This is a genomic window from Ferrimonas balearica (genome assembly GCF_019802085.1).
Classification (GTDB): Bacteria; Pseudomonadota; Gammaproteobacteria; order Enterobacterales; family Shewanellaceae; genus Ferrimonas; species Ferrimonas balearica_B.
Genome location: NZ_JAHVHV010000003.1, coordinates 324,638 through 343,674 on the forward strand (window position 1 = coordinate 324,638; position 19,037 = coordinate 343,674).

The window sequence follows — 19,037 nt, forward strand, 5'->3', positions numbered from 1 at the left end:
AGGTGACCTTATGCAACGTCGTGAGTTTCTGAAACTGAGTGCCACCGCCGGGGCGGTGTCCTGCCTGGCCGCCTGTGGTGGCAAGAAAACCGAAACCGTGGACCCCGAGGTGCCCACCGAGGAGCAGGTGAACTTCTCCGCCTGTTTGGTGAACTGCGGCTCCAACTGCCCGCTCAAGGTGATCAGCTCCGAAGGCCGCATCCTGCGGGTGGAGACCGACCACTCCGGCACCGACCAGTACGGCGACCACCAGGTACGCGCCTGTCTGAGGGGCCGCTCCATCAAGCAGCGCACCTACGCCGCCGATCGCCTCAAGACCCCCCTCAAGCGTAAGGCGGGCACCAAGCGCGGCGCCGGCATGTACGAGGAGATCAGCTGGGAGCAGGCGTTCGCCGAGATCGGCAGCAAGGTGATGGAACTGCAGGCGGCCTACGGCCCCCGCTCCATCTACCACCACTACGGCTCCGGCGCCTACTACGGCTTCGCCAGCAGCAGCTGCATCCAGCGCGCCCTGCGCCTCTCCGGCGGCCACCTCAACTACTACGGCAACTACTCCTGGGCCCAGCTCAACGTGGCCGGTCCGGCCACCTTCGGCACCGGCGGCACCAGCGGCACCCGGCTGTCCGAGATCCAGCACTCCGATCTGGTGGTGGGCTTCGGCTTCAACCCCTTCGAGATCCGCATGTCCGGCTCCGGTGAGCAGATCGACTTCCTCAACGCCATCGAGAAGCGCCGGGCCAGCGCCAAGCTGGACGTGATCATCATCGATCCCCGCTACACCGACACCACCCTGGGTAAGGAAGACCAGTGGCTGCCGATCCGCCCGGGCACCGACGGCGCCCTGGCCGAGGCGATCGCCTACCTGATGATCAGCTCCGGCTGGGTGGCGCAGCACTCCCAGGCCTTCCTCGACCAGTACGCCATCGGCTACGACAAGGCCTCCCTGGAACAGGCCAAGATCGACAACCCGGACTACGCCCACCTCATCGACTCCGACGAGAACTACCACGACTACATCATGGGCGTCGGCAAGTACGCCGAGCAGGGCCCCCGCACCGCCGAGTGGGCCGCGGGCAAGTGTGGCGTGCCGGTCCACCAGATCCAGGATCTGGCGGACAAGATCATGGGCGCCCAGACCCCCTACATCACCATCGGCGCCGGTTGTAACCGCCACGCCTGCGGCGAACAGACCATGCGCGCCCTCTACATGCTGCCGATCCTGACCGGCAAGCTGGGGGAGCACGGGGTCAACAACGGCGAGCTGCCAGCCAACTTCGGCCTGGGCCGCTCCGGCATGAGCGCCGGTTCCAACCCCGAGTCCGCCTCCATCTGTTTCCACACCTGGGCCGAGGCGATCGAGCGTGGCGAGGAGATGACCGCCACCGCCGACGGGGTGAAGGGGCTGGACGAGGGCGAGAAACTGGGGGTCAACGTCAAGGCGGTGTTCTCCTCCACCGGCAACGCGCTGATCAACCAGCACTCCGACATCAACCACACCCGTCAGATTCTGGAGGACGAGTCCAAGTGTGAGCTGGTGGTGGTGGCCGACTGCTGGATGACCGCCAGCGCCCGCTTCGCCGATTACATCCTGCCGGACACCACCTGGGTGGAGTCCAACGACCTGGCCAACGACAGCTACGCCTCCGGTGAGACCGGATACCTCACCTTCCTGAGCACCGGCATCGAGCCGATGTACAACTGCAAAAACCTCTACCAGATCGGCCTGGGGCTGGCCAAGGCGTTTGGCCAGGAGGCCGCCTACACCGAGGGGCGCAGCGAACAGGAGTGGCTGGAGCACCTCTACCAGGGCACCCGCAGCAGCAACCCGGAGCTGAACCTGCCGGCCACCTACGCCGAAGCGCAGAAGGTGGGCTTCTACCGCCGCCACAGCCCGGGCACCCACGTGGCGCTGCAGAGCTTCATCAAGGACGGCAAAGCCCTCTCCACCCCCTCCGGCAAGATCGAGATCTACTCCCTCGACTGGGCCAAGAAGCGGGACGAGTGGGTGCCGGCCTCCGACAAGGATTACGACCAGATCACCCCGCTGCCCCACTACACCGAAGCCTGGCAGGGGTTCGAGGATGAGGAGACCCGGGACGAGTACCCCCTGCAGGTGGTGGGCTACCACACCAAGGGCCGTACCCACTCCAGCTACCACAACGTCGAGTGGCTGCGCGAAGCGGTGGAGGACGCCGCCTGGTTCAACCCCGCCGATGCCGCCAAGTACGGGGTCAGCAAGGGCCAGATGATCACCCTCACCAGCCCCCAGGGCGCCATCAGCGTGCGCGCCAAGATCACCCCGCGGGTGATGGTGGGCGTGGTGGCCATGGCGCAGGGCGCCTGGTACCTGGGCAACCGTGCCGGTGCCGTGGACCAGGGCGGCTGCATCAACGCCCTGACCAAATACCACCCCACCCCGGTTTCCAAGGGCAACCCGCAGCACACCATCCGGGTAAAAGTGACCGCTTAAGATTTTGGAGAGATTGACCATGAACGAACCCAAGCAGTACGGCTTTTACGTCGATACCAGCAAGTGCACCGGCTGCAAGACCTGTCATGTGGCCTGTAAGGATCGCAAGGATCTGCCCAAGGACGTGAAGTGGCGCCGGGTGTACGAATACGGCGGCGGCAGCTGGCAGGAGAACGGCGACGGCACCGTGGAGCAAAGCGTCTACAGCTACTACGTCTCCATCGGCTGCAACCACTGCAGCAACCCGGTGTGTGTGAAGGCCTGCCCCACCGGCGCCTGCTACAAGCGCCGCAGCGACGGCCTGGTGCACATCGACCAGGGGATCTGCATCGGCTGTGAAAGCTGCGCCCGGGCCTGCCCCTACGACGCACCGCAGATCGACAAGGCCCACGGGGTGATGACCAAGTGCGACGGCTGCTACGAGCGCCTGAGCCAGGGTCGCAACCCGATCTGCGTCGAGTCCTGCCCCCTGCGGGCGCTGGAGTTCGGCCCCATCGATGAGCTGCGGGCCAAGTACGGCTCCAACGCCGACATCAACCCGCTGCCCTCCGCCAGCATCACTGCGCCCAACCTGGTCATCAAGCGCAACCGCAATGCCCAGGCCGGTGGCGAAGTGCTGAACTGGTTCGAAGTGTAAAAACCCGACGGGGGTCGGCGTCCGCCGGCCCCCGCTGAACTACCCTGACTCCATCACTGTGGAGACGCCCATGACCGAACTCTATCCCTACGCGGCCGCCGCCTGTGGCGTGTTGCACAACGTGTTCTACCACAAACCCACCCCCGCGTTCCTGGCCGAGCTGAGTGACTCCGGTCTGCTGGACCAGTGGCCCGACTTAGGCACCCCCACCGGGGCGGCCATCGCCCAGGTGAAGGCCAGCCTGGCCCAGGACGATTTCGACACCATCGAGCGGGAGCACTACCGGCTCTTTATCGGCCCGGGGGAGATCGCCGCCTACCCCTGGGGCTCGGTGTACACCGACAAGGAGAACCTGGTGTTTGGCGACACCACGGTGGCCCTGGCCCGCTTCTGCCGGGAGAAGGGCGTGGCCTTCGAGCTGGCCCACCGGGAGCCGGAGGATCACATTGGCCTCATCCTGGCGCTGCTGGGCCAGCTGTTCGAGCAGCAGGACCAGGCCGGGGTCACCGACCTGCTGACCCACCACCTGCTGCCCTGGAGCCACCGCTTCACCGAGGCGGTGGCCCGGGAGGCCCGCACCGGCTACTACGCCGGTTTCGGCGACCTGCTGGCGACGCTGCTGGGCGACTGGCAGCGGCGGCTGGCCATCACGCCGGACCCGCTGCAGCTGTACAAGTAAGACGCCGCCCCCGACACGGGGGCGTTTTTTTGCCCCGCGCCGGACACAAAAAAGCCGCCCCGAAGGGCGGCCTGGTCTGGGCGTGATGGGGTCAGAAATTTTCCGCCTGGGGCACGTGGCAGGCTTTGCACTGGTAGTACTTGCCGTCCACCTTGCCGTCGTCGAAGTGGCTTTCGGCCATCTTGCGCTTGCCGCCCCGGTGGCAGCTGATGCAGCCGTTCTTATCCAGGTTGATGGGGTAGTCCGCCGAGTGGGGGATCACCGGGGGCTGGCCCACCGAGGTGACCGCCACCGACGTGCCCTTGCTCGGGTACTGGGCCACGGCGGCGACCGGCGCGGTGGCCGCCACCGGCACCTCGCCACGCAGGGACTGGGGCCCGTTCACCGGCTCGCTGCCGCCGGATTGGCAACCGCTCAGGGCCAGCATCAGGGCCATCAGGGACAGTGTCTTTTTCATCTTCCTTTCCTCCTCAGGCCTTGGTCACTTTCACCGGACACTTCTTGAAATCCGTCTCCTTGGAGATGGGATCCGTGGCGTCCAGGATCAGCTTGTTGATCAGCTGGCTGGAGTCGAAGAAGGCCATGAAGATCACCCCGCGCGGCATCTCGTAACGGCTGTCGGTGGTCACCCGACTGCGCACCTCGCCCCGGCGGTTGGAGACCACCACGGCGTCCCCTTCGCTCAGCCCGCGGGCCGCGGCGTCCTCGGCGTTCATAAACACCTGACCGTTGGGGAAGGCGTCGTGCAGCTCCGGCACCCGACGGGTCATGGATCCGGTGTGCCAGTGCTCCAGGATGCGGCCGGTGCACATCCAGAGATCGTGCTCCTCATCCGGGCTCTCCGCCGGCGGCTCGTAGGTGTTGGCGATGATCACCGCCTTGCCATCGGGCTTGCCGTAGAACTGGAAGCCGGTGCCCTTCTCGACGTAGGGATCCAGCCCCTCTTTGAAGCGCCACAGGGTCTCCTTGCCGTTCACCACCGGCCAGCGCAGGCCCTCACCGAAGTAGGCGTCGAAGTCGCCCAGATCGTGGTGGTGACCGCGGGTGAAGCCGGCGTACTCCTCGAACAGGCCCTTCTGCACGTAGAAGCCAAACGCCTTGTTCTCGTCGTTGAACCGCCCCTTGCACTCCCGGGTGGGGAACTTGTTCACCTCACCGTTGGCGAACAGTACCTCGAACAGGGTCTTGCCGCGGTACTCGGGGGCCTGGGCCAGCAGCTCTTCGGTCCAGACGTCCTCCATGGTGAAGCGCTGGGCGAACTCCATCACCTGGCGCAGATCGGAGCGGGCGCCGGGCACCGGAGTGACCATCTGGTGCCAGTACTGGCCGCGGCGCTCGGCGTTACCGTAGGCGCCCTCCTTCTCCACCCACATGGCGGTGGGCAGCACCAGATCGGCCATGGAGGCGGTCACCGTCATGTAGGCGTCGGAGACGGTGATGAAGTTGTCCGGGTTGGTGAACCCCGGCAGGGCCTCCTCGTTGATGTTGGGCCCGGCCTGCAGGTTGTTGGTGCACTGGGTCCAGTAGCAGTTCATCACCCCATCTTTGAGCATCCGGTTGTGCATCACGGCGTGGAAGCCGGGCTTGCCGGGGATGGTGCCCTTGGGCAGCTGCCAGCGCTGCTCGGTGACGGTGCGGTGCTTCTCCTTCATCACCACCATGTCCGCCGGCAGGCGGTGGGCGAAGGTGCCCACTTCCCGGGCGGTGCCGCAGGCGGAGGGCTGACCGGTGAGGGAGAAGGGGCTGTTGCCCGGCTCGGAGATCTTGCCGGTCAGCAGATGGATGTTGTAGATGGAGTTGTTCACCCAGACGCCGCGCACGTGCTGGTTGGCACCCATGCACCACAGGCTCATCACCTTGCGCTTGGGATCCGCGTACAGCTTGGCCATCTTGAGCAGGGCCTCGGCGGGCACGCCGGTCTGCTCGACGGTGTACTCCAGGGTGTAGCGCTCCAGGAACTGGGCGTACTGCTCGAAGCTGATCGCCTCGGTCTTGCCGGATCCGGGGTTCTTGGCCGCCTTCTCCAGCGGGTGATCCGGACGCAGGCCGTAACCGATGTCGGCCTGGGCCATGGCGAACTTGGTGTGCTTGTTGACGAAGTCCCAGTTCACCGCATCGTTCTGGATGATGTAGTTGGCGACGAAGTTCAGCAGGATCTGGTCCCGGTGCGGCGCGAACACCATGCCGTTGTCCGCCAGCTCGAAGCAGCGGTGCTTGTAGGTGGAGAGCACGTGGATCTCGCAACCCGGGTGGGAGAGGCGACGATCGGTGATGCGGTTCCACAGCACCGGATGGGCCTCGGCGGCGTTGGAGCCCCAGAGCACAAAGGCGTCGGTGTGCTCGATGTCGTCGTAGCAGCCCATGGGCTCATCGATGCCGAAGGCGCGCAGGAAGCCCACCACCGCGGAAGCCATGCAGTGACGAGCGTTGGGATCGATGTTGTTGGAGCGGAAGCCGGCCTTCATCAGCTTGGCGGCGGCGTAGCCCTCCCACACGGTCCACTGGCCGGAGCCGAACATCCCCACGGAGGTGGGGCCCTTGGCCTTGAGGCTGGCCTTCCAGCGGGCGGCCATCTCGTCGTAGGCGCGATCCCAGCTGACCGGGGTCAACTCCCCGTCTTTGGCGAACTGGCCGTTCTTCATCCGCAGCAGCGGGGTGGTCAGCCGGTCCTGGCCGTAGAGCACCTTGGAGAGGAAGTAGCCCTTCACACAGGCCATCCCCTTGTTGACCGGGCTGTCCGGGTTGCCCTTGGTGCCGACGATGCGGTTGTTCTTGGTCCCGACCATGATGGAGCAGCCCACGCCGCAGAAGCGGCAGGGCGCCTTGTCCCAGTGAATGTCGTCCTGACCCTCGGCGGCCCTGGCCAGGCCAGCCGGCAGGCTGGCGCCGGCCGCGGTGGCCGCCGCCAGCGCCGCGTTGGCTTTGATAAAGTTGCGACGATCCAGTTTCATCCTGTTGTTTCCCCCAGCTCATCTAAGGTTTCTACCCGGTGGTAGGTCAGCGCCGCGGACAGTACGCCGGGCAGGGTGGCGATCCCCTCCATGCCCTGACGCATGTCGTTGCGATCGCGCCGCTCCAAGGTCACTGCCAGCTTGCCCTCATCGGTGCGGGCGTGGATCTCGGCGCCCGCCATCGATTCGATGGCCCGGCAGACCTCGTCCACCTGCCCCGGCTGGCAATGCACCGCGAAACTGGTGATGTGGTATTCGTCTGTCACGGGACTCTCCTCTGGCTGACCGTTCAAACCCATAATGAAAATGCGGCCTTTCCCGGGATATACCCAGTCGGAGGTAGTTGGCGAAAAAAGCGCCACGGATCAAAAAAGTGGCGCGGGAAGGGAAAACAATCTTCCCGCCAGGTCGGGCAGGATGGGAGCGGTATGGAGGTGGGGATTCAGAAGCGGATCGGCGCCTCAATGACGGAGTAGCCGGCCTGGGTCAGCAGGGGGCGCTGCTCCAGCAGGTAGCGCATCAGCGCCTTGGCGGCCTCGGGCTCGGCGGTGCGCTTGAGGATCACCGCCTGCTGGTCCAAGGGGTGGTGCCACTGAGGCGGTACCGGCCAGTAGTGGGACTCGGGCACCGCCCGGGCCTTGAGCAGCGAGAGGGCCACCAGGCCGCCGCCGACGTTGCCGCTGTCCACGTACTGGAACGCCTGCACCACGCTGTTGCCCCGCAGCAGCTTGCCCTTGAGGCTGTCGGTAAGGGCCAGGTGATCGAGCACCTGCTCCGCCGCTTCGCCGTAGGGGGCGGTGCGGGCGTTGGCGATGGCCAGGCGCTGATGCCAGAGCCGCAGCCGGGCTTCGTCGGCGCCCCCCTCCCGGGACCAGAACGCCAGTATGCCCACCGCATAGGTGGCGCGAGAGCCGGGCAGGATCAGGTCGTGCTGCTCCAACAGGGCCGGGCGGGCACTGTCGGCGGAGAGGAAGAGATCGAAGGGGGCGCCGTGGCGGATCTGGGTGTAGAGGGCGCCGCTGGCGCCGGAGGAGATCCGCACCCGCACTCCGGACTCCCGCTCGAAGCCCTCGGCGATGCGCTCGAACACCGGATGGAAGTTGGCCGCCACCGCCACTTTGAGCTCGGTGGCCCACACCGAGGACGACAGCAGTGCCGCACACAGCAACACCATCCCGCGGACACAACGCATCATTCCGGCTCCCTGCTCAAGACGGGGGCGGCCCGTGCCGCCCCGAAAAAACGCGCCCATCTTAGCAACCGAAAGAGTTTACCGTCAGCGGCTTTATTGCGCGGCCTTGATCTCGGACAGGTTCTGCTGGGGCACATGGCACTGGTTGCAGAAGTAGTACTCCCCCTTGAGGGTGCTGTCGCTGCGGTAGTGGGAGATGTGGATGGGGGTGGCCTTCATCTTGGCGGCCCGCTTGGGATCGTGGCAGCCGGTGCAGCCGTTACGCTGACCGGTGATGGGGTAGCTTGCCTTGTGGGGGATGAGCGGCGGCTGGTGCACCAGGGAGCGCGGCAGCGACGTGCCCTTGGCCGGGTAATCGGCCATGGCCGGTGCCGGGGCGGCGTCGGACACCGGCGTGGCGCCGCGCAAGGACTGGGGCAGCTCCGCCGCCAGCGCCAGGCCCGACAGGCCCAGCGCCACCAGTAACAGGGGTTTCCAATGGGTCATAACGGGCTCCTCAGGCCTTGGCCACCTTGACCGCGCACTTCTTGAAGTCGGTCTCTTTGGAGATGGGATCCGTGGCGTCCAGCAGCAGCTTATTGACCAGCTGACTGGCGTCGAAGAAGGGCATAAAGGTCATCCCCTGGGGCGGCTTGTTGCGACCCTGGGTCTCCACCCGGGTGCGCACACTGCCGCGACGACTGGTCACCACCACCTCGTCGCCCCGGGCCAGGCCGCGGGCCTTGGCGTCCTCCGGGTGCATGTAGAGCTTGGCGTTGGGATAAGCGTTGTGCAGCTCCGGTACCCGGCCGGTCATGGTGCCGGTGTGCCAGTGCTCCAGCACCCGCCCGGTGCTGAACCAGAGGTCGTACTCCTTGTCCGGGCTCTCCGCCGGCGGCTCGTAGGGGTTGGCGATCACCACCGCCTTGCCGTCCGGTTTGCCGTAGAAGTCGAACCCCTCCCCCTTGGCGTAGGGATCCCGCCCCACCTTGAAGCGCCAAGGGGTCTCCTTGCCGTCCACCACCGGCCAGCGTTTGCCCCGGTTCTCGTGGTAGGCGTCGAAGTCGTCCAGATCGTGGGCCTTGCCCCGGCCAAAGGCGGCGTACTCCTCGAACAGCCCCTTCTGCACGTAAAAGCCGAAGGCGTCGGACTCGTCGTTGAGGGGCGATTTGCAGTCGGAGCGGGGGAAGCGGTTGGCCACCCCGTTGGCAAAGAGCACGTCGTACAGGGTCTTGTCCTTGTACTCGGGCTTCTGGGCCAGCAGTTCGTCCGGCCACACCTCGCTGACCTTGAAGCGTTTGGCAAACTCCATCAGCTGCCAGAGATCGGAGCGGGCCTGGCCCGGGGCCTTGACCATCTGGTGCCACAGGTGGGTGCGCCGCTCGGCGTTACCGAAGCCCCCCTCCTTCTCCACCCACATGGCGGTGGGCAGCACCAGGTCCGCCACCGAGGCGGTCACCGTCATGTAGGGATCGGAGACGACGATGAAGTTCTCCGGGTTAAGGTAGCCCGGCAGCACCTCCTCGTTGGTGTTGGGGCCAGCCTGCAGGTTGTTGTTGACCTGGATCCAGTAGCAGTTGATCACCCCGTCCTTGAGCTTGCGACAGTGATCCACGGCGTGGAACCCCGGCTTGGCGGGGATGGTGCCCTTGGGCAGCTGCCACTTCTCCTCCGCCAGGGCCCGGTGTTTGTCGTTCATCACCACCATGTCCGCCGGCAGGCGGTGGCTGAAGGTGCCCACTTCCCGGGCGGTGCCGCAGGCGGCGGGCTGGCCGGTGAGGGAGAAGGGGCTGTTGCCCGGCTCGGAGATCTTGCCGGTGAGCAGGTGCAGGTTGTAGACCGAGTTGTTGGCCCAGACCCCGCGCACGTGCTGGTTGAAGCCCATGCACCACAGGCTCATCACCCGGGCCTTGGGATCGGCGTAGGCCTCCGCCAGGGCCTTGAGGTTCTCCTGGGGCACCCCGGACATCTGCGAGGCCTTCTCCAGGGTGTACTCCGACAGGTAGCGCTTGTACTCGTCGAAGCTGATGTCCTTCATCGCCCCCGAGCCGGCGTTCTTGGCCTTCTTCTCCCGGGGATCTTCCGGGCGCAGGCCGTAACCGATGTCCGGCGTCGCCTCGGCAAACTTCACGTGCTTGTCGACGAAGGCCTTGTTCACCGCGCCGCTTTGGATGATGTGGTTGGCGATGTAGTTGAGGATCACCAGATCCGACTGGGGCTGCATCACCATGGCGTTGTCCGCCAGATCGAAACAGCGGTTTTCGTAGGTGGAGAGCACGTGCACCCGGCAGGCGTCGTGGGAGAGGCGCCGCTCGGTCAGTCGTGCCCAGAGGATGGGGTGCATCTCGGCGGCGTTGGAGCCCCAAAGGACGAAGGTATCGGCGTGTTCGAAGTCGTCGTAACAGCCCATGGGCTCATCGATGCCGAAGGCCCGCAGGAAGCCCACCACCGCCGAGGCCATGCAGTGGCGGGCGTTGGGCTCGAGGTTGTTGGAGCGAAAGCCCGCTTTCATCAGCTTGGCAGCGGCGTAGCCCTCCCAGATGGTCCACTGGCCGGAGCCGAACATCCCCACCGAGGTGGGCCCTTTGGCCTTCAGGCTGGCTTTCCACTTGTCCGCCATGACGTCGAAGGCCTGGTCCCAGCTGACCGGGGTCAACTCGCCCCCCTTGTCGACCTTGCCGTCCTTCATCCGCAACAGAGGCTGGGTCAGGCGACCTTCGCCGTACATGATCTTGGCCAGGTAGTAGCCCTTAACGCAGTTCATCCCCATGTTGACCGGGCTCTTGGGGTCGCCCTGGGTGGCCACCACCTTGCCCTTGTCGGTGCCCACCAGCACCGAGCAGCCGGTACCGCAGAAGCGGCAGGGGGCTTTCTGCCAGTTGAGATCCTCGCCGGCTTCGGCGGCTTCCACCAGCCGGGCGGGCAGGGTGGCACCGGCCACCGAAGCGGCCGCCAGGGCGGCCTTGGCTTTCAAAAAGCTGCGACGTGACAGGCTCATATCCACTGCTCCTCCGTCATGGGTTCGACCTGCTGATACACCAGGGCGGTGCTCAGCACCCCCTCCAATGCCCGGATGGCGTCCACCAAATCCAGGACCGCCTGGCCGTCGGTGGCTTCCAGCACCACCACCAGCTTGGCGTCCTGACGGGTGGGGACTTCCGCCCCGGGGTGTGCGGCAATGGCCTGGGCCACGGCGTCGACCTGCTGCGGTCGGCAGTGCACCACCAGGCTGCTGACGTGATAGTTGCGCTCCATGCGTCCTCGATTCTCTGGCCAGGGTTCTATCAAGATAGACCAGCCCGGGAGCAGGGGTTTGGGCACAAAAAAACCGGCCCAAAGGCCGGTTGCCGTCCCTTAACGGGGTCAGGGGCGCTGGGATGCCAGCTGCATCAGCGCCGCCAGCGAGTCCACCCCCAGCTTTTTCATCATGTTGGCGCGGTGCACTTCGATGGTGCGCACCGCCACGCAGAGGCTGTCCGCCATCTGCTTGTTGGTGTGGCCCTGGATCACCCGGTCAAACACCGCCCGCTCCCGGACGCTGAGGGTGGCCAGCTTGGCCTGTTGTTGACCGGTTTCGAATCGGGCCTGGCTTTGGGCCAGCCCCTCACGCAGGGCCGCCGCCAGCTCCTGCCCCTTGACCGGCTTCTGGAAGAAGTCGAAGGCACCGGCCTTGAAGGCCTCCACCGCCATGGGGACGTCGCCGTGCCCGGTCAGGAAGATCACCGCCAAGGGGCTGCGGGCCGCCACCAGATGACGCTGCAGATCCTGGCCGCTGAGGCCCGGCATGCGGCTGTCGAGAATGACGCACCCGGGCAGACTCAGGTCCACCTCCTCCAGGAACCGCTCACCCTCGGCATAGGGGGTCAGGGGAAACCCGTAGCTCTCCATCAGGAAGCTGAGAGAGTCGAGAATGGCGCTGTCGTCGTCCACCAGGTAGATGGCCGGGGAGCTGGTCATGGTTGGGCCCTCACAATGTCTCCCTCGATAGGTATCGCATTTTGTCCCCCGGTGCGACTCGCCCTGCTGTAACAGTGAAGCAGTTCACATCCGCGCAACAGAGGAGCGGATAAGCTGGCGACGCCCGTCCCTGAGGATACCCGGTGTTCGCCATGCCCAAATATCTGCTGCCCCTGTTGCTGAGCCTGATGATCCATCCGGCCTTCGGCGCCGAGCTGACCGTTGGCGTGCTGGCCAACTGGGGCTACCAGGCGGCCCAGGAGCGCTGGCAGCCGCTGGCCCGCTACCTGGAAGCCCACCTGCCCGGCACCGAGTTTTCCATCTACCCCGGCACCTTCGAGCAGCTCAACCAGGCCCTGGAAGAGGGCAAGATCCAGTTTATCGTCACCAACCCGGGCCAGTACCTCTACCTCTCCAATCAGTACCCGCTCTCCTGGCTGGCCACCATGCGCTCTCGCCAGCACCAGGGCACCACCTACGCCATCGGCTCCGCCATCCTGGTGCGCGCCGACAGCCCCTATCGCACCCTGTATGACCTGAAAAATCGCACGGTGGCGGCCTCCGGCCCCCATGCCCTGGGCGGTTACCAGGCGACGGTGGGGCTGATGCGCAAACTGGGGATGCAGCCGGACAGTTACTTTCAGCAGGTCAATTTCCTGGGATTCCCGCTGGATCCTTTGGTGTACCAGGTGCGAGACCGCCAGGTGGACGCGGCCATCACCCCCTTTTGCACCCTGGAGGAGATGGTGAAGCGGGGGCTGGTCAATCCGGAGGATTTCAGGGTGCTGAACCCCAGCCACCCCCCGGGCTACGATTGCGAAGTGAGCACCGCGCTCTACCCCAATTGGTCCTTTGCCGCCAGCGAAACCGTGGACACCCGCACCACCAAGGTGATCACCCAGGCACTGCTGGACATTCCACCGGACCACCCGGCCGCCATTGCCGGGCAGTTCTGGGGTTGGACCTCCCCCATCAGTCAGCTCAAGGTGATCCAGCTGTTCAGCGAGCTGCAGGGCAAGCCCGAGCGGGTCACCTACTGGCAGCACTTCCAGAACTGGCTGAAAGAGAACCGCCACTGGGGCCTGCTGGCCCTGGTGATCTTCCTGGCGGCCACCTTTTACCACTTCTGGCTGGAGTACAAATTCCGCCAGAAGAGCGACACCCTGGTGAAAACCGAGCGGGCCCTGAAGCAAAAAGCGCTGCAGATGGAGCGGCTGCAGAGCGCCGCCATCATCGGCGAGATCGGCGCCGGCCTGGCCCATGAGGTGAATCAGCCCATCGCGGCCATCACCAACTACAGCGAAGGGGGCATGATCCGGCTGCGAAGCCAGACCCAGCCGGACACCGAACTGCTGGCGCTGCTGGACAAGATCCACCAGCAATCCTCCCGGGCCGGGGCCATAGTGCACCGCATCCGCGGCCTGCTGAAACGGCGGGAGGCGGTGTTCGGCAAAACCAACCTGCTGACCTTGGTGGATGAGAGCCTGGCCCTGCTGCGGCCGGAGAGCGAACGCCACCACATCGCCCTGCGCTCCCGGGTGACCGGGGAGCCCTACGTGGTGGAAGCCGACGCGGTGGGGATGCAGCAGGTGATGGTGAACCTGCTGAAAAACAGCCTGGACGCCCTGAAAGCGCACCCACCCCAGGCCGACCCTATGGTCTGGATCACCCTGCACTTCGAGCCCGATCAGGTCACCCTCACGGTCACCGACAATGGCCCGGGACTCAGTCTGCCGGTGGAGCAGCTGATGGCCACCTTCACCACCACCAAGCCCGATGGGCTGGGGCTGGGGCTGGCGATCTGCGCCGACATTGCCACCGCCCACGAGGGCACTTTCCAGATCGACAACGGCCCCCAGGGCGGCTGTCAGGCCACCCTGACCCTGCCCCATCAGCGCCGCTGAATCCGTGAAACTCCCCCCTGTGGTTCACCACAATTGACAGCCTCAACGGGCCCCGGTAGGGGCCCTTTTTGTTTCGATCCAGTTCACAAAACCACTACATCGCCCCGGCGATATGTGGTTAACCACAATGTCCGCTCACCACCCCCCTTGGGTATCTCTAGGGACGAGTCCGGTGGCACCGCCACCTTTGCAATCGTCAGCGCCCGGTACGGAACCGGGCTGAACAAGGGGAAAGAGGATGAAACTCGATCGTCGAACGTTCATCAAAGGGGCCGGCGCCAGCACCGCCGGCTGCGCCCTGGCCACGCTCCTGCCGGGCAGCGTCGGCGCGATGGAGCCCGGCGCACTGAATGCCAAGGGCGAGGAGATCGCCAGCATCTGTGAGATGTGCTCCACCCGTTGCCCCATCTCGGCCCGGGTGGTGGGCGACAAGGCGGTGTCTATTCTGGGCAACCCCAAAGCCAAATCCTTTGGCGGTGCGGTCTGTGCCCGTGGCGGCGCCGGTCACAGCCTGCTGTACGACAAGCAGCGCATCGTCAAACCCCTCAAGCGCACCGGTGAGCGGGGCGAAGGTAAGTGGCAGGAGATCGAATGGAGTGAGGCCTATCAGCTGATCAGCGATAACCTCAACCGCATCAAGGCGGAGCATGGCCCGGAAGCGGTGGCCTTCTCCTCCAAGTCCGGCTCCCTCTCCGGCCACCTGTTCCACCTGGCCAAGGCCTTTGGCAGCCCCAACACCTTTACCCACGCCACCACCTGCCCGGGTGGCTACGTGATCGCCGCCAAGGCGATGTTCGGTGGCAAGATCAAGCGTGACCTGGGCAACTCCAAGTACATCATCAACTTCGGCCACAACCTGTACGAAGGGATCAACATGTCCGAGACCCGCGGCATGATGAAAGCCCAGATGGACCGGGGCGCCAAGCTGGTGGTGTTTGAGCCGCGCTTCTCCATCGTCGCCGACAAGGCGGACGAGTGGTACGCCATCAAACCCGGCACCGACGTCACCGTGGCCCTGGCGCTCTGTCATGTGCTGATCGAAGACAACCTGTACGACAAGGCGTTCGTCGCCCGGTACGTGGAAGGGTTCGACGCCTTTGCCGCCGAGGTGAAAGCCTACACCCCGGAATGGGCCGAGCGGATCAGCGACGTGCCCGCCGCCGACATCCGCCGCATCGCCCACGAATACGCCGCCGCGGCCCCCCACGCCGTGGTGGATTTCGGCCACCGCGCCAGCTTCACCACCGAAGAGTTCGAGCTGCGCCGCGCCCTCTATGCCGCCAACATCCTGATCGGCAACATCGAGCGCAAAGGCGGCCTCTATTTCGGCAAGAAGGCCGGCACCTACAACAAGCTGGCCGGGGCCGAGGTCACACCGTCGCTGGGCAAACCCGGCGTGGAGGGGATGCCCAAAGCGACCGCCAAGCGCATCGACCAAGTGGATGAGCAGTTCGCCATGTGCTGGTCCTCCGGTGGCATCTACCAGAGCGTGCTGGACGCCACCCTGCAGGGCGTGCCCTACTCCCTCAAAGGCTGGGTGATCAGCCGCTCCAACCCGATGCAGACCATGACCGACCGCCAGCGTGTCGTGGAGGCCCTCAACAAACTCGACTTCGTGGTGGCCTGCGACGTCTACATCAGCGAAACCGCCGCCTACGCCGACGTGATCCTGCCGGAGTGCACCTACCTGGAGCGGGACGAGGAGATCAGCGACAAGTCCGGCAAGAGCCCCGCCTATTACGTGCGTCAGCAGGTGGTGGACGTGCTCGGGGACGCCAAGCCCTCCTGGCAGATCTGGAAAGAGCTGGGCGATGCCCTGGGTCTGGGCCAGTTCTTCCCCTGGGACAGCATGAACGCGCTGCAGATGACCCAGGTGAAGGGCGACGCCCAATGGCTGCAGACCATCAAGTCCGAGGGCTTTGTCAGCTACGGCGTGCCACTGATGCTGCGGGAGGCCCAGATGGTCCGCACCTTTGCCGACCGCTACCCGGACGCCCGCACCCCGGACGCCGACGGCACCTACGCCAGCGCCCTGAGCTTCAAGACCCCCAGCGGCAAGATTGAGCTGAGCTCCGCCAAGGTGGAAGCGATGGCCCCGGGCCGCGGCGTGATCCGCTACCGGGAGGTGCGGATGAAGCAAGCCGACGAGCTGTTCTTTATCCAGGGCAAGGTGGCCATCCACACCAATGGCGCCACCCACAACATCCCGATGCTGGCCAACCTGATGTCCGACAACGCGGTGTGGATCCACCCGCTGACTGCTTCCCAGTTGGGCATCGAAAACGGCGACCCCATCCGCCTGCACAACGACACTGGCAGCGAAGAGGGCCACGCCCTGCTGACCCCGGGGATCCGCCCGGACACCGTGTTTGCCTACATGGGTTTCGGCTCCAAGAACAAGGAGCTGGCCCGGGCCACCGGACGCGGCGTGCACTGCGGCAACCTGCTGCCCCACGTCACCTCACCGGTGACCGGCATGAACCTGCACACCACCGGCGTCAAGATCAGCAAGCGTTAATCGGAGATGGCTATGAACAAGCGTTACGTAATGGTGCACGACGAGAACAAGTGCATCGGCTGTCAGGCCTGCAACGTGGCCTGCCGCAGCGAAAACCAGGTGCCGGAAGGGGTTACCCGCATCCAGGTGCGCATCGAGGGGCCCCACGGCAACTTCCCGCACCTGCACTTTAAGTACAACCGGGTCTCCTGCGAGCAGTGTGAAAACGCCCCCTGTGTGCATGTCTGCCCGACCGGCGCAGCCTACGTGGGCGAGGACGGCATCGTCTCCATCAAAGAGGACAAGTGCGTGGGCTGCCTCTACTGCGTCGCCGCCTGCCCCTACAAGGTGCGCTTTATCAACCCGGAAACCCGGGTGCCGGACAAGTGCAACTTCTGTAAGGACACCCGTCTGGCCCGTGGCGAACAACCCGCCTGCGTCAGCGTCTGCCCGACCCAGGCCCTGACCTTTGGCGACGCCAACGATCCCAACAGCCCGGTACGCGAGCTGCTGGACACCACCATCAATTTCCAGAACAAGGCCCACCTGGGCACTCAGCCCCGGGTCTACCGCATTCCAGGCCGTAAAGGAGGGATCTCCGCATGAACAACATCTGGGGCGACATGGCGCAATACGATCCCGTCGTTTGGAACTGGATCATCGCTGTATACCTGTTTATGGCGGGCCTCTCCGCCGGCAGTCTGCTGGTGGCCATCGGCCTGCGTTGGTACAAGGAGAAGCGCGGCTTGCCGGTGGAAGGTCTGCCGGTGATCAAGGCCTCGGCGCTGATCGGTCCGCTGGCGATCTGTGCCGGGATGGGGCTGCTGGTGCTGGACCTGACCAAGCCGTTTCAGTTCTACCTGATCCTCATCAACTACAACCTCACCTCGGTGATGGCCTGGGGGGTGATAGCCCTGCTGGTCTACATCCCGCTGGTATTCCTCTACGCCGCCCTGGTGTTTGAGCGCCCGCTGGTGGCCAGGATGCCGGCGCTAGCCGGGCTGCTGAAGGTGGCCCGCACCCTGGAGGGCACTCTGCTCAAGGTGATCTTCGCCCTGGCCCTGGCGGTGGGGGTGTACACCGGCTTCCTGCTGTCGGCGATGATCAGCTACCCGATCCTCAACACCGCAGTGCTGCCGGCCCTGTTCCTGGCCTCGGCCCTGAGCGTGGGCTCCGCCGGCAACATCCTGGTGGCCACCCTGTTCTTCAACAAGAAGGCCTCCGACTGCATCGAGCAGGTGCACCGCATCGAGTACCCGGTGGCCTTTAACGAAGCGCTCTGCCTGGTGCTGCTGTTTGTCGGCCTGAACTTCTCCGGTCCGGCAGCCCAGGCCGCCACCGCCGCCATCACCACCGGCACCTGGGCCAGCGTATTCTGGGTTGGCGTGGTGGGCCTGGGTCTGGCAGTGCCGGTACTGGCCAGTGTCTTTACCCCGGCCAAGCTCAAGCACAGTCGTGGCTTCCTGATTGCGGTCTCCTGCTGCACCATCCTCGGGGTGCTGTCACTGCGTCACTTCGTGGTGTACGCCGGCCAGAGCTACATCAGCTGAGCCCGACTCGGGCACAAAAAACGGCACCCTGGGGTGCCGTTTTTTTATGACAGATTGCGGCGCTTACTGACGCGCCTCCGCCATCACCTGGGCCAGGGCCGCCAGGCAGAGGGTGACGTTCTCTTCACGGGCGGCATAGCCCATCAGGCCGATGCGCCAGGCCTTGCCGGCCAGATCGCCCAGACCCGCCCCGATCTCCAGGTTGAAGCGCTCCAGCAGGGCGCTGCGCACCGCCGCGTCGTCCACGCCCTCGGGAATGTAGACGGCGTTCAACTGGGGCAGGCGGTGGGCTTCATCCACCACGAAGCGCAGCCCCATGGTTTCCAGACCCGCCTTGAGCTTGTCGTGCATCGCCCGGTGGCGGGCCCAGGCGTTCTCCAGCCCCTCCTCCTGGAGCAGGCGCAGGGACTCGTGCAGGGCGTAGAGGCTGTTGACCGGCGCGGTGTGGTGATAGCTGCGCTTGCCCTCGCCGGACCAGTAGCCCATCACCAGGGACTGGTCGAGGAACCAGCTGGAGATCGGCGCCTGGCGGGCCTTGAGCTGCTCCACCGCCCGGGGAGAGAAGGAGACCGGCGACAGGCCGGGCACGCAGGAGAGGCACTTCTGGCTGCCGGAGTAGATGGCGTCGATCCCCCACTCGTCCACCTTAAGCTCCACCCCGCCCAGGGAGGTGACGGCGTCGACGATGGTCAATGCGTCGTGCTGACGGGCCAGGGCGCACAGCGCCTGGGCGTCAGACAGGGCGCCGGTGGAGGTTTCGGCGTGAACAAAGGCCAGGAACTTGGCGTCCGGGTGCTGGGTCAGGGCGTCCGCCACCTTGTCGACGGAGACCGGGGTGCCCCAGGTATCATCCACCACCACGGCTTCGCCGCCCAGGCGCTCGACGTTCTGACGCATCCGCTCACCGAACACCCCGTTACGGCAGACGATCACCTTGTCGCCGGGCTCCATCAGGTTGACGAAGCAGGTCTCCATGCCGGCGCTGCCGGGGGCCGAGACGGCGATGGTGAAGGCGTTCTCGGTCTGGAAGGCGTACTGCAACAGCGCCTTGACCTCATCCATCATGGCGATGAAGGTCGGGTCCAGGTGGCCCACGGTGGGCTTGCCCAGGGCTTGCAGCACCTGAGGGTGGACATCGGAGGGACCCGGGCCCATCAGGGTCCGGCGCGGCGGGTTAAAGGGTTGGATTGTCATCGGTTGCGATTCCTGCTCATTAACGCG

At 65.4% G+C, this 19,037-nt stretch carries 16 protein-coding genes; 7 read left to right on the top strand and 9 right to left on the bottom strand.

Going from position 1 to position 19,037, the window contains the following annotated elements; genetic code table 11:
- Positions 1-10: 10 nt before the first annotated feature.
- The 3 genes from KUV81_RS14285 (at position 11) to KUV81_RS14295 (ending at position 3,786) form a co-directional block, all read left to right on the top strand.
- The gene (locus KUV81_RS14285) at positions 11-2,470 is read left to right on the top strand and encodes a DMSO/selenate family reductase complex A subunit (RefSeq protein ID WP_222544557.1); all 2,460 of its coding nucleotides are present in this window, start codon (positions 11-13) and stop codon (positions 2,468-2,470) included.
- Positions 2,471-2,489: 19 nt separating this feature from the next.
- On the top strand, positions 2,490-3,107 hold the full coding sequence (locus KUV81_RS14290) for a DMSO/selenate family reductase complex B subunit (RefSeq protein WP_222544558.1): 618 nt from the start codon (positions 2,490-2,492) through the stop codon (positions 3,105-3,107).
- Between the two features lie 70 nt (positions 3,108-3,177).
- Positions 3,178-3,786 (top strand): molecular chaperone, encoded by a 609-nt coding sequence (locus KUV81_RS14295; RefSeq protein WP_222544559.1) that lies wholly within the window; start codon positions 3,178-3,180, stop codon positions 3,784-3,786.
- A gap of 91 nt (positions 3,787-3,877) precedes the next feature.
- On the opposite strand, the gene KUV81_RS14300 is transcribed toward KUV81_RS14295, so the two are convergent.
- The 8 genes from KUV81_RS14300 to KUV81_RS14335 all read right to left on the bottom strand — a co-directional run bounded on the left by KUV81_RS14300 (position 3,878) and on the right by KUV81_RS14335 (position 11,865).
- Positions 3,878-4,243, bottom strand: a complete 366-nt coding sequence (locus KUV81_RS14300) for a nitrate reductase cytochrome c-type subunit (protein WP_222544560.1) — start codon at positions 4,241-4,243, stop codon at positions 3,878-3,880.
- Positions 4,244-4,256: 13 nt separating this feature from the next.
- Positions 4,257-6,737, bottom strand: coding sequence for a nitrate reductase catalytic subunit NapA (gene napA / locus KUV81_RS14305; RefSeq protein ID WP_222544561.1), 2,481 nt, complete (start codon positions 6,735-6,737; stop codon positions 4,257-4,259).
- Positions 6,734-7,003: a chaperone NapD gene (locus tag KUV81_RS14310; protein WP_222544562.1), complete on the bottom strand. Its 270-nt coding sequence runs from the start codon at positions 7,001-7,003 to the stop codon at positions 6,734-6,736. Before KUV81_RS14310 ends, napA (KUV81_RS14305) begins: the two co-directional genes overlap by 4 nt.
- A 176-nt stretch (positions 7,004-7,179) precedes the next feature.
- A complete protein-coding gene (gene modA / locus KUV81_RS14315) occupies positions 7,180-7,932 on the bottom strand; it encodes a molybdate ABC transporter substrate-binding protein (RefSeq protein ID WP_222544563.1) in 753 nt (250 codons plus the stop codon).
- Positions 7,933-8,022: 90 nt separating this feature from the next.
- The gene (locus KUV81_RS14320; RefSeq protein ID WP_222544564.1) at positions 8,023-8,415 is read right to left on the bottom strand and encodes a nitrate reductase cytochrome c-type subunit; all 393 of its coding nucleotides are present in this window, start codon (positions 8,413-8,415) and stop codon (positions 8,023-8,025) included.
- Between the two features lie 10 nt (positions 8,416-8,425).
- Positions 8,426-10,906, bottom strand: coding sequence for a nitrate reductase catalytic subunit NapA (gene napA, locus KUV81_RS14325; RefSeq protein ID WP_222544565.1), 2,481 nt, complete (start codon positions 10,904-10,906; stop codon positions 8,426-8,428).
- Positions 10,903-11,163 carry a chaperone NapD gene (locus tag KUV81_RS14330; protein WP_222544566.1) on the bottom strand — a complete coding sequence of 87 codons (261 nt, stop codon included), beginning with the start codon at positions 11,161-11,163 and terminating at the stop codon, positions 10,903-10,905. Before KUV81_RS14330 ends, napA (KUV81_RS14325) begins: the two co-directional genes overlap by 4 nt.
- A 108-nt stretch (positions 11,164-11,271) precedes the next feature.
- Positions 11,272-11,865, bottom strand: a complete 594-nt coding sequence (locus tag KUV81_RS14335; protein ID WP_222544567.1) for a response regulator transcription factor — start codon at positions 11,863-11,865, stop codon at positions 11,272-11,274.
- A gap of 152 nt (positions 11,866-12,017) precedes the next feature.
- On the opposite strand from KUV81_RS14335, the gene KUV81_RS14340 reads away from it, so the two are divergent.
- The 4 genes from KUV81_RS14340 to nrfD all read left to right on the top strand — a co-directional run bounded on the left by KUV81_RS14340 (position 12,018) and on the right by nrfD (position 17,816).
- Positions 12,018-13,769 (top strand): sensor histidine kinase, encoded by a 1,752-nt coding sequence (locus KUV81_RS14340; protein WP_222544568.1) that lies wholly within the window; start codon positions 12,018-12,020, stop codon positions 13,767-13,769.
- A 238-nt stretch (positions 13,770-14,007) separates the two neighbouring features.
- Positions 14,008-16,287: a thiosulfate reductase PhsA gene (gene phsA / locus KUV81_RS14345; RefSeq protein ID WP_222544569.1), complete on the top strand. Its 2,280-nt coding sequence runs from the start codon at positions 14,008-14,010 to the stop codon at positions 16,285-16,287.
- A gap of 12 nt (positions 16,288-16,299) precedes the next feature.
- Positions 16,300-16,872: a 4Fe-4S dicluster domain-containing protein gene (locus KUV81_RS14350; RefSeq protein WP_013347138.1), complete on the top strand. Its 573-nt coding sequence runs from the start codon at positions 16,300-16,302 to the stop codon at positions 16,870-16,872.
- Positions 16,869-17,816, top strand: a complete 948-nt coding sequence (gene nrfD / locus KUV81_RS14355; RefSeq protein ID WP_222544570.1) for an NrfD/PsrC family molybdoenzyme membrane anchor subunit — start codon at positions 16,869-16,871, stop codon at positions 17,814-17,816. The genes KUV81_RS14350 and nrfD overlap by 4 nt, the downstream gene beginning before the upstream one ends.
- 63 nt (positions 17,817-17,879) lie before the next feature.
- Here nrfD and KUV81_RS14360 read toward each other — a convergent pair whose 3' ends face one another.
- The gene (locus KUV81_RS14360) at positions 17,880-19,010 is read right to left on the bottom strand and encodes a pyridoxal-phosphate-dependent aminotransferase family protein (RefSeq protein WP_222544571.1); all 1,131 of its coding nucleotides are present in this window, start codon (positions 19,008-19,010) and stop codon (positions 17,880-17,882) included.
- Between the last annotated feature and the right edge of the window lie 27 nt (positions 19,011-19,037).

Coding starts and splice junctions, on each gene's coding strand:
- KUV81_RS14295 (WP_222544559.1), top strand. CDS start 3,178: ATGACCGAACTCTATCCCTACGCGGCCGCCGCCTGTGGCGTGTTGCAC.
- KUV81_RS14300 (WP_222544560.1), bottom strand. CDS start 4,243: ATGAAAAAGACACTGTCCCTGATGGCCCTGATGCTGGCCCTGAGCGGT.
- KUV81_RS14290 (WP_222544558.1), top strand. CDS start 2,490: ATGAACGAACCCAAGCAGTACGGCTTTTACGTCGATACCAGCAAGTGC.
- KUV81_RS14320 (WP_222544564.1), bottom strand. CDS start 8,415: ATGACCCATTGGAAACCCCTGTTACTGGTGGCGCTGGGCCTGTCGGGC.
- napA (WP_222544565.1), bottom strand. CDS start 10,906: ATGAGCCTGTCACGTCGCAGCTTTTTGAAAGCCAAGGCCGCCCTGGCG.
- nrfD (WP_222544570.1), top strand. CDS start 16,869: ATGAACAACATCTGGGGCGACATGGCGCAATACGATCCCGTCGTTTGG.
- KUV81_RS14340 (WP_222544568.1), top strand. CDS start 12,018: ATGCCCAAATATCTGCTGCCCCTGTTGCTGAGCCTGATGATCCATCCG.
- napA (WP_222544561.1), bottom strand. CDS start 6,737: ATGAAACTGGATCGTCGCAACTTTATCAAAGCCAACGCGGCGCTGGCG.
- KUV81_RS14350 (WP_013347138.1), top strand. CDS start 16,300: ATGAACAAGCGTTACGTAATGGTGCACGACGAGAACAAGTGCATCGGC.
- KUV81_RS14335 (WP_222544567.1), bottom strand. CDS start 11,865: ATGACCAGCTCCCCGGCCATCTACCTGGTGGACGACGACAGCGCCATT.
- KUV81_RS14285 (WP_222544557.1), top strand. CDS start 11: ATGCAACGTCGTGAGTTTCTGAAACTGAGTGCCACCGCCGGGGCGGTG.
- KUV81_RS14360 (WP_222544571.1), bottom strand. CDS start 19,010: ATGACAATCCAACCCTTTAACCCGCCGCGCCGGACCCTGATGGGCCCG.
- phsA (WP_222544569.1), top strand. CDS start 14,008: ATGAAACTCGATCGTCGAACGTTCATCAAAGGGGCCGGCGCCAGCACC.
- KUV81_RS14330 (WP_222544566.1), bottom strand. CDS start 11,163: ATGGAGCGCAACTATCACGTCAGCAGCCTGGTGGTGCACTGCCGACCG.
- modA (WP_222544563.1), bottom strand. CDS start 7,932: ATGATGCGTTGTGTCCGCGGGATGGTGTTGCTGTGTGCGGCACTGCTG.